Here is a 15,593-nt window from a genome sequence, read left to right as displayed (position 1 = left end):
CGCCGCTACACTGCCGAGTTCAAAAAAGAGGCAGTCAAGATGATCATAATTGAAGGTACACCGGTGAAGGAGGTATCCGAGCAGCTTGGTGTTCCCGAGGGGATGCTGTATAGCTGGAGGAAGAAGCACCTGGATGATTTGGAGGCTGAGGCTCCCGAGGGTGCACAGAGTCCGAAGGCGATGGCCGAGGAGCTGGCCCAGGTCCGCAAGGAGCTGGCCAAGCAAAAGCGGATGAACGAGATACTAAAAAAAACGGTGGGCTACTTCAGCAACCCCGAGTGATGCGCTATCGGTTTATAGAGGATCACAAGGCTCGCTACGGAGTAGACGAGCTGTGCGAGTGTTTCGGACTGAGCCGCAGCGGTTACTATGACTGGCAGGCTCGCGAGCCTGCCAGTCATAGTAACCGCTGCGGCTCTCAAGGGACGGATTACCGAGTTGCACCGGCAAGCCCGTGGACGCTACGGCCACCGCCCAATCCACGAACACCTCAAGGACGAGGATCTCGGCTGTGGCCGCGACCGGACGTTACGGTTGATGAAGGAGCTGGGGATCGAAGGTCGACAAACGAAGGGCTTCAAGCCCCTTGGCACCAACAGCAAGCACGACTTCGGCTACAGCGCCAACTTGCTGCGCGAACTCGGAAAGCCGGACGACTGCAATCAGGTCTGGGTAGCCGATACGACCTACCTGCGCGTCCAGCGGGGCTGGTGTTATCTGGCAACAGTGATGGATCTGTACAGTCGGCGGATCATCGGTTGGAGCGTTTCCTCCCGCAACGATTCAAAGCTGGTTTGCCAGGCTCTGCAGTGCGCCGTCCTGACCCGAGGCGGCGAGCTGCCCGAGGGCCTCATTCACCACAGCGACCGGGGTAGCACCTACGCCAGCTACGACTATGAGAACATGTTGGAGAGCTTCGGGATCAAACAAAGCATGAGCGCCAAGGGGAACTGCTACGACAACGCCGCCCAGGAATCCTTCTACGGGCGGTATAAGACCTCAACAGTTGGCGATGAGGTCTTCTTCGATGAAGACACTGCCCGAAGCAATGCCTTCGAGTATATCGAAGTTTTCTACAACCGATTCAGAAAACACTCCTCTCTGGGCTACAAGAGCCCGATCCAATTCGAGGAAAAAATCGCGCCCCCCATGGGGGGCAATCACACAAGCCTACCGGCTTGCATCAACTACAACTAAACATCATAACACGAAGAAAATAAAGGAATCCTCTGTCCAGCGATCTCAGGACACATCAGAGAGAGTCGAGTTTCTGATTGACCTTTTCAACAAGAGAATCATGACCGACCTCCGTGTCACAGACTGGACAGATGTCGGTCTCGGTTTTTTCAAAGTAGCCTTTCGCATGTTTAAGGGTTTTGAAAGCCTTGGCCAAGTCCCCACTGTGATCTGCTATTAGTTTGGTGAGGGCTTTAGTCTCATTATCAAAGGTTCTCTGAGCCATTTTTACGGCAGGGTAGCTTCCGCCTAGAGGCGTGAAGTCAGCACGTAGACGCTTGACTTGTTGGTGGAGTTCCTGAAGGAGATTGAGGTGTTCCGTGATTGTCTCCTCGCTCTCGCTGAGGATGTCTTCTTTCCAGTCCTTTTGTCGGTCACCATACTTGGTTTTGTCGGCATGCTCGGTGAATAACTCTTCAAGTATTTCATGTGCTTGCTCGACGAGCCTGGATTGACTGTCGAAAATTTTCTTTTCGGCGAGAAGAAGAGCATTGAGAGCCTTTTCTTCACGCTCAAGGACAGGGATGGAAACGAAGTCTTGAATTCTACTGAAGCGCTTTGCTGGCTCCTCCTCGATCAGTCTTGTAATATTCTTTCTACTAAGAACCTTAAATTGCTGATCCAGTTCTCCGCTATGAACTACCTTAGAGGCTGGTAGTGTTGCAGAGCGCGTTTTGTTATGAATTTCCAAAGACACAGAAAGGTCAGCCTTCTTTCTTTGAGCATTGACTAACTGGGGCAGTCGCGCCTTTCCATCCAAAGATTTGTCTTCCAGGGACCCAGCTTTGCCATCGACTACAAATTCCAAGGCATCAGATATCGTAGTTTTGCCACTCCCATTTTCACCGTAAAGGACTGTGAGGTTTTGATTTGTATCGAACTTAACCTCAAACGAGTCGTTGACCCCGCGGAATGCTTTAAGACTCAACTTCATCTTGATCTCCTTTCTCGGCCTTAAATTGTTTGGTCAGAATGATGTTCCAATTCACTGATTTTTGGCCATCCAGGGCATCGACTACTTCCTTTGCGGTAGCTTCCTCTAGTAGACTTACGGATGTCAGTGCCTTTGTGATGTTTTCGGCAGCTTGTTTCGGGAGCTTCATATCAAATGTTCGGTTTTAATTATTTATAAAATTCGCTCTACTTTTTTGAATTACGGTTAATCAGCCCCATGAGCACGTCGAGTTGGGGGACCTCTGACTTGCGTCGTTCGATCAGCTCCTTCGGGAAATACTTCTCAAAGGTGGGGATTTCGGTAAGGCTGTCTTCCCCGAGGATACGTTGCATCGCCCGCTTACAATCATCGGTAGAAGCGGGGACTTTCTCTCCGAGGATTTCTAGGAGCAACGCCTCGATGCACGGGGTGGATTTGATCTCGTGGATGCCGAGTTGCTTGGCTTTGCGGATGTGCTTCTTGAGCTTTGGGGCGCGGTCCATGTCATAAATGCAAGCACGGGCATCGAAATCCTTACCCAGCTTGATAGCCATCTCCAACACGACATCGCCGCTGCCTCCATGGGCGTTTTCAGGGGAGACTCTTGTGCCGCAATTCCTTCCGCAGAGCGCCCTGAGGTATTTGACGAGGGCGAGTTCGGTGTCGCCCTCAACTACGATCAGGGTAGTGTGCTGTATCTGGCGGGTCTTCTGATTGAAAGGATTACTGCGTGACATCGTTTCTTCGAATCAGAGGTTGGGAATGCCGCCATACGCGCCTGCGTGGTATTTGGCATAGTGGTTGTTGGCGTTGCGGGCGACTCCCTTGACCTTATCCAAGCGCCAGGCCTCGGTGGACTGGGTATCTGGGTCCTTCTCGGTGAAGACGATCTGGTATTTCTCCAGAGTCGATTGCAGCAGGTAGTCCGTATGGAAGTTGGCAATGAGCTGAGCCCCCTTCGGATTGGTCTTCTTGGAGTAAAAGAGCTCGACCACGTATTTGACCACATGGGAGTGCAGCCCCGTTTCAAACTCGTCGATGACGGCAACGCCGCCTGTTTCCAATACGGGCAGGATGTAGCGAAGCAGGACGAAAAGGGCTTGGGTGCCGCGCGACTCTGTCATGAGCGGACGTTTGTAGTCATGCCCTTCGACCTGGTGTTTGGCCATGGGTAGGAGCAAGGATTGCTCCTTGCCTTCTTCGTCGATGAATTTGAAGGGCTCCAACTCAATGTCGCTGATGCCCGTATCCGCGAAAGCAATGTGGCGGATGGCCGTGTTCAGGTAGTTCTCATGCTTTGAGAAGTAGTTGGTGGCCTTGATGATATTAGTTGACTCTGGGTCATGTGTGGGCATCCGCCCGTAAAGGTGGACGTTGACGTAGCACTTCTTGAAATAGCCTGAGATATACTTGGCGAATTCATGCTCTTGGAGCACTGCGGATGCGATGAAGGAAGCGTTTTCCCGCTGTGCGACTTGTTTGGACGGGCCGATGTCCTGGTGCTTGAATTCGTAATCGCCCTTCGCTGGCTTCCACGAACGCTCAAAGAGATAACGGAAGCGCTGATCCTTGCGGAAAAGAGCCTCGAATTGCACTCTTTGGTGAGAAATCTCCAACTCGTAGCGATAAAGCTTTTCCTCATACTCGAACTCCAGTTGAAAGAATATCGGCTTGTGGCGTTCTGCCGCGCCTTCCGTAAAATGGAAGGGTTCGACGGGAATCTTGGAGTCAGGCTTCTCTGAGGCGGAATCCAGAATGAAGTAGCGCAGGAAGGCAATGGCCTTGAGCAGGTTGGTTTTGCCCGAGGCATTGGCTCCGAATACGCCCGTAACTGAGTTGATGGAGACATCCGATAGCACGGACGAAAGAAAGATCTTCCGATCTCCTGCCTTTGGACCAGAAGTAAACTCCACAAATGTGGATTCGTGGAAAGATGAGAAGTTATTTATGGCCAGTGAATGGATCATAAAATCAATAATCGGCAAAATATTGACGATTTCAAGTTTTGTTTTGGGTTTTGCGGGGTATTAAATAATGGTAAACTTGATCTGGAAGAGTGTGGTTTGCTGGGTCGTTTGCTTAAGGAGCTCTTCGACTTCGCTCAGGAGTCCGTCCTTGTCTTGGTCGATGGCGTCCTTCGCATCAAAGAGTTGACGGCGGAAATCCGTGAGCTTTTGCTCCGGTTACTTGATCTGTCGCTTGGCTTTGGCCTTGTCCTCCAGCTTTGTCGGCTTGCGGGATACGGTCTTGAGGGTCTTGATCTCAACGTCGAGGTCTTTGATCTGGATTTCGAGGCTGCGTTTGCGGTCGTCGGCCCAGCGTTCCAGTTTGTCCATCTCTTCGTCGAAGTAGTTAGCGTTCTGCTCGGCAATTTGAGCGAGAATCGATTGGGGGGCAGATTCGGTCAGCTCGCTGAGATCGGCTGGGTCATTGTTGGCTGCTTCAATCGTGGCAGGAATGGAGAAAAGGCTATAGCACTTCTCAGAGTCGAGGGTCGTACCGTCGTCTGCGCGGTCGGCCCAGATGAGGTGGTCTTAGGTCTCGGCGCTGTCGATGGTGAGTTTCGTCAGGACAAGGTTCCCTGATTTACCGACGAAGCTCTTCAGGATGGAGACTTGAAGCGGGCAATTTGTGTAGTCGAAAGTCAGATTACAGCGAGGCGGTTCGGTATCGGCAGCGCGGCTCACGATCTCTCGTGCCAAGGGGTGCCCCAGGCGAGCGTCCTCTGTGGCAGGACCGAGCTTGTAGCGTCCTAGCTTGATGGTTATTCGAGGTTCCAGGTGCCAAGAAGTTTGATCTCGGCGGTTCCTGGCGTCCATTCAATTTCATTTATTCTGGAAATCCTATCGACTTTGAGGTCTCCAAAATTCTCTCCTGAGAGTGATTCGATTTTGATCCAGCCGGATTTGTCGCCGCCTTGGCCCGGAGACAGCGGAAGCCATTCTTTATACCTGTGGTAATAGGCGGTGGCTTCAAATCTACCGTCAGGGCTCTTTATTTTTTGATACTCAGCAGGCCAAAACGCATGGCCGATAAGACCTAAGATCAATATGACTGCGAAAATGGTCTTCTTCATTCTTTGGCTGAGTGCAAAGCTCAGCAATCCCGAGCTCGCGTACGTAGGCTGAGGGTGATCCGATGCATGTTGGACGGGGTACAAAGTTGGTCGATCGGCGTCTAGGGGGTACTGCAGCGCCTTGTTTGGGCGTATCTTTCCTTCAGAGGATTGTCTCATCTTGGTTTCTCTTTGCGTTCCATCATATCCAGGAATTTCGCGACTCTGGAGGACCGCGTCGTCGCCTTTTTGGCTGACTGAAGCTGATAGTAGATGTGATAGCGATACGACTTCGGCAGTTTCATATAGAAATCGTAAGCCTTCGGAGACTGTTTCAGCGCCGTCATGAAATATTCGGGCATCTCGAAAGTCGATGATGACGCATAGGCGGCATCCCATCTCCCATCGGCTTTCGCGGCATCTACCTGTTTTGTGCCCTGGGGCTTCATACGCCCTTCGCGGGTTAAACGAGCAATATGTTCCTTATTGATCTGTGACCACACGCTGCACTGGCGTCGAGGGACGAACTTGTGAATCCATGAAATATCATCAGCGCTGCGTACGGGGCCGTAGATCCACCCGTAACATAGGGCAATATCGAGTGCTTCCGCATACGTGATCGAGTCGACGCCGCTGTTCTTTTTGAAAAATCGAATCCAAATACCTTCATGCCCGACATCTTGCCGCGCGATCCACTCCTCAAACACCGCTTGAGAGGCAAATGCTTCTATTGCTTTGCCATCGGGAGATGGGATTTGTTTTGTAGAAAGCATTTAATATAGGGTGAACGCTAAGGAGTATCACGGAGAGGCGTAGCCTCGGAGTTTGCACCACCGCCTTTTTCGGTCTTTTCGGTTTGAGGCGTGATCATCCAAGACCTGTCGTTCTGTTGAAACAGCCGCGTCCGGTTCGGAAGCTCAGCGTTGTTGGTTGGATCTAAAACGACACGGAACCCAAGATCGCATTCGCGAGGTGTCGCGTGGTGGCTGTAGCCCCAGTAATCCTGTCTCGGAGCTATGCCTTCCCCTTTTTCGGTGTACTTCCCATCGCTGAATCCTCCTCCCATAGATCGAGAACCGAGATTAAAGTAGCTCTCGTTTGTGGGATCACCGGTCAGAATGTATTCAGATACATTCCCGAGCAGCCCGTAAATTCCCTCTGGCGACCTTCCCTGAGGGCGGGCCTTCACCGGTTCTGTGCGAGTGGGAAATTTATTCCACTTGAATCCGAAAGACATGTGCACTTTTATCGAGTCCCAATCATCGCCCCATGGATACTCTCTGCTGCGTCCGTAAGCAGAGATCATCCATTCATTCCACGAGGGCAAACGGAAGAGACCTTCACTCTTTTGGGCATCGGACAGCCATGTGCAGAAATCAGTCACTTCAGGGAGGGTGACGAGAGCCACTGGATGTTCCTCTAGACCCTTTGGAAACTTCCCATCACGCCAAATCGTTTTCTCGTCTTCAACGCTGTATGGGATATCACCGGTTGAGAAGACGCCACTCTCTTTGCGTTTCTTGATCGCCTTCAATACGTCCCTGTCGTCCTTCTGCCTCTTCGTTGCATCGAGGAACGCCTTGAACTGGGCGTTCGTGACTTCGGTTTCGGAAATGAAGTAGTCAGGATAGTTGATGCCGATACTCTTTGGAGAAATTCGAATGAATCTCATCGTTCGTCCCTCACCGAGATCCACGTCGATTACTTTGGAGCGCTCCGCAAACACTGCTTGCACTGCACAAATATAAAGAATGGAAAATACCGCTATAAGGAGAGTCTTCATTGTCTTAGCCGATCGAGGGTGTGCATCCGAGCCGGGTGGATCAAGCACAAGGCAAGCGGCTGATCCCGGGTTGCATACGCATCTTGTTCGAGACGGAGTAGGAAAAGGTCTCACGCGAAGCCGCGAAGCCGCTAACCTGCTTCGCTCTGCGAGCTACGCGGGACAAGAGCGGTGAGGCGGACATAAAAGGCATTCTCTCATCGTTCGACAGGCTCACGACCCTGAGCGTAGTCGATGAGCGGAGGACACGGAGCCCGGAGAGAATTCCCTTTCTTCTGTACCTTGGCGCCTCCGTGAGAACGATTCTTCCGTCTTGCTGGTATTCTGTTTGGATCGCTGGATTCATCGCGGAAAAACGAGTCTCATCCGAGGCTCTTCATTTTTCTTTCTCGAACTTAAAGCTCTGGCACCCCGTTAGGCGTTGTCCAGGTGCGACGGGATATTCTTTGTGGGTTTTAAGTATACTTTAGAACCGACCTGAACCGTTTCTTTTTCAATTTCTTCGGGTAGGCAGATTGGGACGACATACTCTTCATTTTGGTCTTTCAGCAGCACGAACTCGATGCTTCTGATTTCGGTTTCAATTTTTTCTTTCCCGTCAGGTGAAACGATAATGATTTTCTGTCCGGTATATGCTGGCGGGTCTTCGTCAGCTGAAATTCCAGTAATTAACACAATGCCTCTTCCTGTGATCTTGAAACGATCTTTGACTGTGAAGAGTTCATTCATTCTGGATAACGGTGAGGCTAGGAGGACCAGTCTGTCGGGTTCAGATCTCTGTGGGTTGTCGAATTCACGGGCGGTAAATCTGGGTTGCCTAGGTCGTCTGGATATCTGAATATCATCACTTTAAAATGGCGAACAGGAAGCCAGTTGCTACCCAGAAAATGAATCCGATAGCAGATAGCCAGCCATCTGAAACTCGAGAATGATCGACCTGATATGTTGCGTTTTCCTTTCTTCCGATTCTTCTCCTCGGTTCTACTGAGGCTCGTCCTAAGCTCGAAATCTTCACGATAACCTTTCCGGTATAGTAGCAGAACCCATGAAGCATCACGTCTACCAAGAAGAGTCCTATCGTATCACTCATATTCTGATACCGTGGACGGTATGCACCAGAACCAAGGGGATCAAGCACATGGGATGCGGTCAATCTCGGGTTGTATACTCGTCTGGTTCGACGGTATTACATTTTTTAATGAACTTGTATTGAGCCACTTCAGTGCGAAATAGAGAGGCTCCGCAATGCCGGCATTGTTGGGGGCCTCCATCAACTACGAACTCTCTAGCACTGCACTCAGGATGGCAAACTGCGTATGCGATATAGACGGATTCAGGGAAATCAATATCGGAGATTTCGGGATAATCCATTGGCTCGTTATACCACTTCGCTAAGGACGCTGCATGCATCTTGAACGATTCGATAATTCGCTCGTTGTAATCTGACGAAGTCAATTCATCGTACCGTTTTCGGATGTCTGCTACCAATTGATCTATATCTAGATTGCTCATTTATATTAGTGTCGAACGTAGAGGCTATGTCTGTGGGGGTTATAGAAACTGTGGGGTATCGATTTCGTGGACTTGTTCATTGGGTTGCCTAAGCCGATTGGTTCGAGTGGGGAGAGAAATGTCTCCTGCCGAGACGCAAAGACCTTGGAGGAGAGTCAGATGCGAAATGCAGTTCTCTCATCGTTCGAGAGGCTCACGACCCTGAGCGTAGTCGAGGCGCGGGCACAGAGTCCACGGAGAATGGTTCTCTCCGTGTCCCTGGCCTGCCCGCCGTAGCCTTGCGCGAAGGCCGGGTGCCTCCGAGAGAGACATCCTTTCATCCTCCGACGATCCTTAGGGGGAAGGGCAGTCCAAAATTTCTGGCAAGACTTGAATGATCCTGACCCCAACTCGACATCCGGAGGCTCCTGAAGATTTCTCCCCTAGGTGCTCCCAAATATGACCTTAAGTCCTATAGACGATATTTGGAGCAGGGGGTATGATCTTAGAAATCCGCAAGACTTCCTTGTACACATGAATAATCTGAGAAAAAATCTTCTGCCGACTTTCTTTTTCGCGCTGGCTTCCCTCGCGATGCCTCAACTCCAAGCGTCCTCGCATCAGGACGACATGTCTCCCAAGGCGCTCCAACAGCGAATGCAGGAGCGCAGGGCTGTAGACGCCGTTATCTGGGGACTGCCGTTGGTGGCCCAGGATGCAGTTAAACAGGCAGCCTTCCGTGACGGCAAAGCGAAATACAATGACATCGTCTGGTGGCCTCAAGGGGGGAGTTGGAAGAACCAGTCTCCCACACCCAACGTCAACACCCGTTACATCTACTGTTTCATCAATACGAAGAAGGATGGCCCAGTCGTCATGGAGGTGCCGCCCGCGGTCCAAGGATCTAGTTTCTACGGGACAATCGAAGACGCCTGGTATGTGCCGCTTCAAGACCTGGGCTTGGATGGCAAAGGTGGAAAATATCTTGTTCTCCCTCCGGACTACAAGGGCAAGGTGCCAGACGGTTACACTCCAGTTCGTTCCGAAACCTACAACACCTTTACCCTGCTGCGTAACATTTTGGCCTCTGAGGATCAGAAAGATGTGCAGGCAGGGGATGATCTGGTGAAAAAGCTCAAGGTGTATCCATTGTCAGAGGCGGCCAATCCGCCCGCGCAACGTTTCCTCGATATGACCGACGTCACCTACAACGGATTGGTTACTTTTGACGAAACCTTTTTCACCAGCCTCTCCCGGATGCTGAACGAGGAGCCGGTAAAACCACGCGACATGGAGATGATGGGGATGATCCTCCCCGTGGGCATCGAGAAGGGGAAGGAGTTTAAGCCCGACTCAGCCACCGTAACTCTGTTGAAGGGCGCGGCCACGGAAGCGCAGGCTTGGTTGATGGAGTCTGTCACCACCGGTGGCACACCATGGTGGCCGGACACCCACTGGGTATTTCCATCCCCTCCAATAACCCTACAGACTGAATTCCAGTGGAAGATGCCGGACTATTTTGGTGTGGATGCAAGAGCCATCGCCTTCTATCAATATTTCTGCCCGATGGTAAAGGCGGGAGGGGACAGCTTCTACTTCGGCACCTTTTTCGACAGCAAGGGGCAACCGCTGGAGGGCCAGAACAATTACCAACTGCATGTGCCGGCAAATGTACCGGTGAAGCAGTTTTGGTCTATCACGATTTACAGCTTGGAAACCTCAAGCTTCTTTCTCAACTCCAAGAATCTAACGCTCAGCTCGCTTGACGCAGATCTGAAGAAAAATTCCGACGGATCGGTAGACATTTACATCGGACCCAAGCCACCCAATGGCAAGAAGTCCAACTGGCTCTACACGCCTGCGAACCAAAAGTGGTTCCCGTGGTTCCGCGTCTACGGCCCGGAGCCGGCAATCATGGACAAGACGAACAGCACTTGGAAGTTGCCGGATATCGAGAAAGTGAACTGAGCGTTGCCCAATCAAAGAATCCAGCGAAGTGGGTTGGAATTGAGAGGAAGGCGTTTTTTCACTCAGATTCGGGATTCACGAAGACCTTGGGGCGGGACTCCTTGGATAGGTTTATGAAGCGGTTCTTGCCCGCTGTCTGAAAAAAACAGGGTCTGTGTGTGAAACGGCAACAACCGGCTCGCATCAAATATGACAGAATGATTTCCATGGAAATTGGGTCCAGAATAGCCATCCGATTCTTACCGTTCTCCGTGCCTCTGGCCTGCCCGCCGTAGTCTTGCGCGAAGGCCGGGCGCCTCCGTGAAAGACATCCTTTCAACCTCCGACGATCCTCAGGATGACGCACATCCGGGGAAGGACAAAAGACGTCATGTCTTGGTTTTGGACGAAGTCTCTCAACCATTCTATCCTAGCTCTGTTCTGAGCCTCTTAATGCAGTTCGATTTCGCCTGGACACACTATTGGTCCCGTGGGCAACCCCATCTTTTTCGGCGAGGCGTCCACGAATATTTGGGCGGGATGATCCATATTCAGTAATGGTCTTTCTGGCCGGTCCGATAGTCACAGTTTCCCGAACTCCATAGCCGGCCGAGAGGATCTCTTGGAAAGCGCAGAGTGCAGTCGGCTCGAAAGGAGGTTAAGGAATCAAACTGTGCGGTAGAGTAGTAGGCGGCTGAAGCACGAACGCGGTTCTATTTATGGTGCTGGTTTGGATCGGTGGGAGATTTCACTTGTCTTGCCCTCCCGAGAGGAACAATGCCCCGGAACCGGGTACTTGGAGCGACTGCCGTATCACACGAATAGGAAAGTTAAATACCGTGCCGAATGAGCATAAGGCCAAATTGAATGATTGCGGCGGTTAAAAATTGCAAAATGTCGCTTGCGTAAAAGCCCTTACTGTGTGAGGGTTTTTCGGTGTTGACGTTAGTCGAGCAGCCCGCCTTTACGAAAAATGTCCTGCAAGTTTTTGAAGATGATGAATATCGGGAACTACAGACTGAATTGGTTGCAAACCCCAAAGTTGGAGATGTTATTCCCCATCTTAGTGGTTTGCGAAAGATGCGTTGGGGCGCAAAAGGTAAGGGAAAGCGCGGAGGCGCTCGAATTATTTACCTATACCTTCCGAAGGCGGGTATCATCTATCTTTTTTATCTTTTCACCAAGGGTGATATCACAGACTTAAAGCCGGAACAGAAGAAGCGGGTAGCTAAACTTGTGACTGAAATTAAGGAGGTATACGAAAAATGAAAGACACAGAGATCGAATTTGATGCCGATGATTTTATCGGAGCAGTTGAAGTCGTGCGCGATCACGTTAAAGGCAAGCGCAAGATCACTATGCGTACGTCCAAGTTTGCATTGCCGAAAAAGCCTGCTCCGATGAGCCCAAAGCAAATTATTGCGCTTCGCCAAACTCTCAAAATGAGCCAGCCGGTTTTTGCCCGAATGCTGAATGTTGGATCAACTACAGCAGCCAGTTGGGAAAGGGGGAGTCGCAAACCTTCAGGGCCAGCGCTGAAGATCCTTCGTGTGGCTCAAAAGCATCCGGAAGTATTGATGGAGCCTCAAGAGAATGACGCTCTTGTGGAGAAAGCATAAGCAAAGTTCAGTTTGGTCATTTCATGGGGTCATACGAATACCATCACTATGGCGGTTCCGGGGTTTTGGTATTTCCGAATCAATTGTAGAATTTCGCAGTGAGGCGGATGACCAGGTTGCAATTGGAGCGCGGAATTCGTTCCGCCCCGCATGCCCCTCGGGTGTGTTTCACCTTAACTTCCGCAATTCACCTTTCCTACGCAGCCAATCCAACGGGGCGGAATGAATTCCGCGCTCCGATTTTCGGCCTTTTCGAGACCGCCCAACGCTATGGAACTTTGTCAGCGTGGGAATGGTCTTCCGCAAGGACACCCCCTTTGGGCGAATGCTGGGAGGGGCGAGAGCGAATTCCCGAGCGTCGCAAAATCTGAAGAAGGCCTAATCACTCACCGAGAACGTAGCCTTGAGAAGATCGTCCTCGCGGCTGCTGCTTCCGACTTGGAGCTCGAAGTCACCGGGTTCGACGACTCGCTCGCTGTCCGCATTGACCAGGGTGCAACTGGCGATGGGAAGGGTGAAGTGGACGGTTTGGCTTTCTCCGGCTTCGAGGTCGACTTGCTGGAAAGCCTTCAGCTCTTTGTTGACCCAGGTGGCGGAGGTCACGAGGTCCGAGACGTAGGCTTGGGTGGTCTCCCGGCCCGCCCGGTCGCCGGTGTTGGTCACCGTGACTTGGAAGTGAAGGGTGTCTTCGCGGGTCAGCGATTCGGTCTTCTGGATGGACAGGTTGCTGTAGGCGAAGGTGGTGTAGCTCAGCCCAAATCCGAAGGCGAAGTGAGGGTCCTGGGTCATGTCGGCGTATTTTTCGCCATGCTGCCCGCGAACCTGACTGTAGAAGATCGGTTGCTGGCCGACGTGGTAGGGGACGGAGACCGTCAGGCGGCCAGAGGGGTTGAAATGCCCGAAAATCGCTTCGGCGATGGCAGTTCCACCCATCATGCCCGGGTTAAACGATTCGATGATGGCGGCTGCGTTTTGTATAGAATCCGGAAGCACATTCGGTTTGCTGTGCATGAGGACCACTACCATGGGAGTGCCGGTTTGGGCCACGGCCTCGAGGAGAGCCCGCTGGCCCCCTTGTAGCTCCAGAGTCGCGGTGGATTTGCATTCCCCTACGAGGAAGTTGTTGTCCCCAACGACCACGACGGCGATCTCTGCTGCGCGGGCGTTCTGGACGGCTTCCTGGATCATCTCTTCGTCCGGTTCGGCTATGACGGAGACCTTTTGTTTCTCTTGACCATCGTTATACGTCTGATCGACCGCATCCTTGAGTAAGGTGATGTCGGCTCCACGCGCGTAAGTGATGGTGCTTCCCTCGGGGGCGATAGTGCGGATTCCATCGAGAACCGTTTCGGTACACTCTCGGGGATGGCCGTCTTTCATCCAGCCGACCTGACCGCTGGCTCCAGCCCAGTCCCCTTGGTTGGCCTGCGGATCATCGGCATTCGGTCCGATGACCGCGATTTTGCGTGGCTTGTTGGAGTCGAGAGGAAGGATCCCGTCGTTCTGGAGGAGAATGAGAGACCGTCGGGCCATCTCGAGATTGGTTTCCCGGTGGGCGTCGCAGCCGATGACGGCTGATTGGCGTTCCAGGTCCGGTTTCCCGGGATTCTCGAAAAGACCGAGTCGGAACTTGAGGTTAAGAATTCTGGCGACGACTTCATCGATCTCGGATTCGGTGACCAACCCGTCGCGAACGGCTTCGTGGGCCCCGTCGATGAAGCTGGGCGTGTGCATGATCAAGTCGTTGCCACTCTTAATGGCCAAAGCTGCGGCCTCCTTCATGGAGGGGACGATCTTCTGCTCCCAGAACATCCGGCCGCAATTGTCCCAGTCGGTGACCAGGATTCCATCGAATCCCCATTGCTCTTTGAGGACGTCGTGAAGGAGCCAGCGATTGGCCGTCGATGGAACCCCTTCGATGGACTGGTATCCGGTCATGAAGGACATGCATCCCTCCTTTGCGGCCCGTTCGAAAGGAGGGAGGAAGTAGGAGAGGAGCTTGCGCTTGCTCAGATCCGCTTCGGAGGCATCGCGCCCGCCTTGGGTTTCCGAGTAGCCGGCGTAGTGTTTCGCGCAGGCGAGGATGGCCTCCGGATCGTCCAGACCTTTGCCTTGGTATCCCCGGATCATGGCGCAGGCAAATTCTCCGATGAGGAAGGGGTCCTCTCCAAAGGATTCGTTGACCCGGCCCCAGCGAAGGTCGCGGGTGAGGCAGAGAACGGGAGAAAACGTCCATTTAAGGCCAGTCAAGCTGACCTCGCGGGCGGTGACGCGGGCACATTCCTCGATGAGGTCTGCATTCCAGCTACTGGCCATGGCCAACTGGGTCGGAAAAATGGTGGCTCCGGGGTGGAATGAGTGTCCGTGGATGCAGTCGTCTCCGAATAGAAGGGGAATGCCGAGACGGGTCTTGGCCGCCAAGTCCATGGCCAGGGCGGCCCGCTCATTTTGGATGTGGAGAAGCGATCCCACTTTCCGCTCGAAAATATGCTCACTCGGATCGCCATGGCCGCAGGCCATTTGCAGCATTTGTCCGATTTTTTCCTCCAGGTTCATGCGGGAGAGGAGGTCGGAGACGCGGGTTTCCGTAGGTTGTTTGGGATCTTGGTAGGGAGCCGTCATGGTCTGAAGTGATCGTCAGGTTTAAGTCAAAAAGATATAACGTTAAATTTTGGGTAATTTCGCAGTCAAGCGGATACGGGAAAAGGGGAAATAAACTGATATGATATACGATATAAGGGAGTGAACGTTAGGGAAAGGGTTTTAGGATTGCGATTCAAAACGAATTTATCGCTTTACAAAACGGAAAATGAATATAACGATTTAGTTATTGGGCAGAGGATCCCTTTTCGGGTCCGAGTTGATGCTAATCCCGGCTATTTGAGGGGACTTGGTTTCGCTCGGCGCCAGGGAGGTTCGAATCATTTGTCTTTTCAATTTTTACAGTCCAGCCCGCGTGATCTTTCGAATTTTTTGAGCTTTTTATTCCTGCGACTCTACCTACTTCTTGGGGTAAGGAGGGGAGAGTGAACCTTCGAGCGTCGACAAGACGACTCTTTGGTTGAGGGAATAGAAAATGGGTATTGGAACCTTGAGGTGGTTCCAGGTCTTGGAGGGAACTTGAGATCCCTCCAAGACCAACTTCCCATTTTGCCGGGGGGGGGTTGGTGAGCGTTGTCGACTTGGATTTCCTCTGTGGATCGGGGCATCATCTGATCGACGAGAAACAACCTCCGGTGCTGGAACTGATCGATTTCACAGAATCTCTCCACGGAGCCTCGTGAAAGAGGGTCGAGCTCTCCTTTGCGCGGTTCTCAGCACCTTCGAGGTGGGCCCTCAAATGGAACGAGTTTGAGAACCTGCCAGCATCAGAGAACTACCTCACCCGGTTTTGCATTGCTACGCCGGGGGGACCCCCGTTGTCGCGAATGCCACTCGTTTATGGAATGTTCCTAACTGCGGGATAGACGGGTTCTGACCAGTCTGATTCATCCGCCAGTGATGTCGTGCAGTAGCTGAACTCGGAGC

15 protein-coding genes are annotated in these 15,593 nt (G+C 52.2%); 6 read left to right on the top strand and 9 right to left on the bottom strand.

From position 1 onward, the window contains the following. Both H5P30_RS01965 and H5P30_RS01960 read left to right on the top strand, forming a co-directional pair. Positions 1 to 282 (top strand): transposase (locus tag H5P30_RS01965; protein ID WP_185691283.1); only part of this gene is annotated, 282 nt, incomplete at its 5' end. An 87-nt stretch (positions 283 to 369) separates the two neighbouring features. After that, positions 370 to 1,197, top strand: coding sequence for an IS3 family transposase (locus H5P30_RS01960; RefSeq protein ID WP_185691282.1), 828 nt, complete (start codon positions 370 to 372; stop codon positions 1,195 to 1,197). 55 nt (positions 1,198 to 1,252) lie between these two features. Here H5P30_RS01960 and H5P30_RS01955 read toward each other — a convergent pair whose 3' ends face one another. The 4 genes from H5P30_RS01955 to H5P30_RS01940 are packed head-to-tail and all read right to left on the bottom strand — an operon-like array spanning position 1,253 to position 4,083. Then, on the bottom strand, positions 1,253 to 2,170 hold the full coding sequence (locus H5P30_RS01955; protein WP_185691281.1) for an AAA family ATPase: 918 nt from the start codon (positions 2,168 to 2,170) through the stop codon (positions 1,253 to 1,255). Continuing rightward, complete coding sequence (locus H5P30_RS01950) at positions 2,154 to 2,339, bottom strand: hypothetical protein (protein ID WP_185691280.1); 186 nt, start codon at positions 2,337 to 2,339, stop codon at positions 2,154 to 2,156. The genes H5P30_RS01955 and H5P30_RS01950 overlap by 17 nt, the downstream gene beginning before the upstream one ends. 37 nt (positions 2,340 to 2,376) lie before the next feature. Further along, complete coding sequence (locus H5P30_RS01945; protein ID WP_185691279.1) at positions 2,377 to 2,907, bottom strand: RloB domain-containing protein; 531 nt, start codon at positions 2,905 to 2,907, stop codon at positions 2,377 to 2,379. 12 nt (positions 2,908 to 2,919) lie between these two features. Then, entirely contained in the window at positions 2,920 to 4,083 is a 1,164-nt protein-coding gene (locus H5P30_RS01940; RefSeq protein ID WP_185691278.1) for an AAA family ATPase, read from the bottom strand. A gap of 45 nt (positions 4,084 to 4,128) precedes the next feature. Between H5P30_RS01940 and H5P30_RS01935 the strand changes: the two genes are divergently transcribed. Beyond that, positions 4,129 to 4,755, top strand: a complete 627-nt coding sequence (locus H5P30_RS01935) for a hypothetical protein (RefSeq protein ID WP_185691277.1) — start codon at positions 4,129 to 4,131, stop codon at positions 4,753 to 4,755. Between the two features lie 179 nt (positions 4,756 to 4,934). Here the strand turns inward: H5P30_RS01935 and H5P30_RS01930 are convergent, their stop codons facing one another. The 4 genes from H5P30_RS01930 to H5P30_RS01915 form a co-directional block, all read right to left on the bottom strand. Then, on the bottom strand, positions 4,935 to 5,246 hold the full coding sequence (locus tag H5P30_RS01930; protein ID WP_185691276.1) for a hypothetical protein: 312 nt from the start codon (positions 5,244 to 5,246) through the stop codon (positions 4,935 to 4,937). 155 nt (positions 5,247 to 5,401) lie between these two features. Then, positions 5,402 to 5,998, bottom strand: coding sequence for a YdeI/OmpD-associated family protein (locus H5P30_RS01925; RefSeq protein ID WP_185691275.1), 597 nt, complete (start codon positions 5,996 to 5,998; stop codon positions 5,402 to 5,404). 17 nt (positions 5,999 to 6,015) lie between these two features. Beyond that, positions 6,016 to 7,008, bottom strand: a complete 993-nt coding sequence (locus H5P30_RS01920) for a formylglycine-generating enzyme family protein (RefSeq protein WP_185691274.1) — start codon at positions 7,006 to 7,008, stop codon at positions 6,016 to 6,018. 414 nt (positions 7,009 to 7,422) lie between these two features. Continuing rightward, a complete protein-coding gene (locus H5P30_RS01915; RefSeq protein WP_185691273.1) occupies positions 7,423 to 7,737 on the bottom strand; it encodes a hypothetical protein in 315 nt (104 codons plus the stop codon). 1,296 nt (positions 7,738 to 9,033) lie between these two features. Between H5P30_RS01915 and H5P30_RS01910 the strand changes: the two genes are divergently transcribed. The 3 genes from H5P30_RS01910 to H5P30_RS01900 all read left to right on the top strand — a co-directional run bounded on the left by H5P30_RS01910 (position 9,034) and on the right by H5P30_RS01900 (position 12,065). Next, positions 9,034 to 10,467, top strand: coding sequence for a DUF1254 domain-containing protein (locus H5P30_RS01910; RefSeq protein WP_185691272.1), 1,434 nt, complete (start codon positions 9,034 to 9,036; stop codon positions 10,465 to 10,467). Between the two features lie 915 nt (positions 10,468 to 11,382). Beyond that, positions 11,383 to 11,715, top strand: a complete 333-nt coding sequence (locus H5P30_RS01905) for an addiction module toxin RelE (RefSeq protein WP_185691271.1) — start codon at positions 11,383 to 11,385, stop codon at positions 11,713 to 11,715. Further along, positions 11,712 to 12,065 (top strand): helix-turn-helix domain-containing protein, encoded by a 354-nt coding sequence (locus H5P30_RS01900; RefSeq protein WP_185691270.1) that lies wholly within the window; start codon positions 11,712 to 11,714, stop codon positions 12,063 to 12,065. Before H5P30_RS01905 ends, H5P30_RS01900 begins: the two co-directional genes overlap by 4 nt. 378 nt (positions 12,066 to 12,443) lie before the next feature. On the opposite strand, the gene H5P30_RS01895 is transcribed toward H5P30_RS01900, so the two are convergent. Beyond that, entirely contained in the window at positions 12,444 to 14,687 is a 2,244-nt protein-coding gene (locus tag H5P30_RS01895; protein WP_185691269.1) for an exo-beta-d-1,3/1,6-glucosidase, read from the bottom strand. Between the last annotated feature and the right edge of the window lie 906 nt (positions 14,688 to 15,593).

The organism is Puniceicoccus vermicola (assembly GCF_014230055.1).
Classification (GTDB): domain Bacteria; phylum Verrucomicrobiota; class Verrucomicrobiia; order Opitutales; family Puniceicoccaceae; genus Puniceicoccus; species Puniceicoccus vermicola.
The sequence above is the reverse complement of the archived record's forward strand: the minus strand, read 5'-3'. Positions and strand labels throughout refer to the sequence as shown.

Bases quoted from the DNA above. Each gene is read 5' to 3' on its own strand.
- H5P30_RS01955 (WP_185691281.1), bottom strand. From the start codon at position 2,170: ATGAAGTTGAGTCTTAAAGCATTCCGCGGGGTCAACGACTCGTTTGAG.
- H5P30_RS01935 (WP_185691277.1), top strand. From the start codon at position 4,129: ATGGATCATAAAATCAATAATCGGCAAAATATTGACGATTTCAAGTTT.
- H5P30_RS01920 (WP_185691274.1), bottom strand. From the start codon at position 7,008: ATGAAGACTCTCCTTATAGCGGTATTTTCCATTCTTTATATTTGTGCA.
- H5P30_RS01910 (WP_185691272.1), top strand. From the start codon at position 9,034: ATGAATAATCTGAGAAAAAATCTTCTGCCGACTTTCTTTTTCGCGCTG.
- H5P30_RS01950 (WP_185691280.1), bottom strand. From the start codon at position 2,339: ATGAAGCTCCCGAAACAAGCTGCCGAAAACATCACAAAGGCACTGACA.
- H5P30_RS01945 (WP_185691279.1), bottom strand. From the start codon at position 2,907: ATGTCACGCAGTAATCCTTTCAATCAGAAGACCCGCCAGATACAGCAC.
- H5P30_RS01900 (WP_185691270.1), top strand. From the start codon at position 11,712: ATGAAAGACACAGAGATCGAATTTGATGCCGATGATTTTATCGGAGCA.
- H5P30_RS01895 (WP_185691269.1), bottom strand. From the start codon at position 14,687: ATGACGGCTCCCTACCAAGATCCCAAACAACCTACGGAAACCCGCGTC.
- H5P30_RS01915 (WP_185691273.1), bottom strand. From the start codon at position 7,737: ATGAATGAACTCTTCACAGTCAAAGATCGTTTCAAGATCACAGGAAGA.
- H5P30_RS01960 (WP_185691282.1), top strand. From the start codon at position 370: ATGACTGGCAGGCTCGCGAGCCTGCCAGTCATAGTAACCGCTGCGGCT.
- H5P30_RS01925 (WP_185691275.1), bottom strand. From the start codon at position 5,998: ATGCTTTCTACAAAACAAATCCCATCTCCCGATGGCAAAGCAATAGAA.
- H5P30_RS01930 (WP_185691276.1), bottom strand. From the start codon at position 5,246: ATGAAGAAGACCATTTTCGCAGTCATATTGATCTTAGGTCTTATCGGC.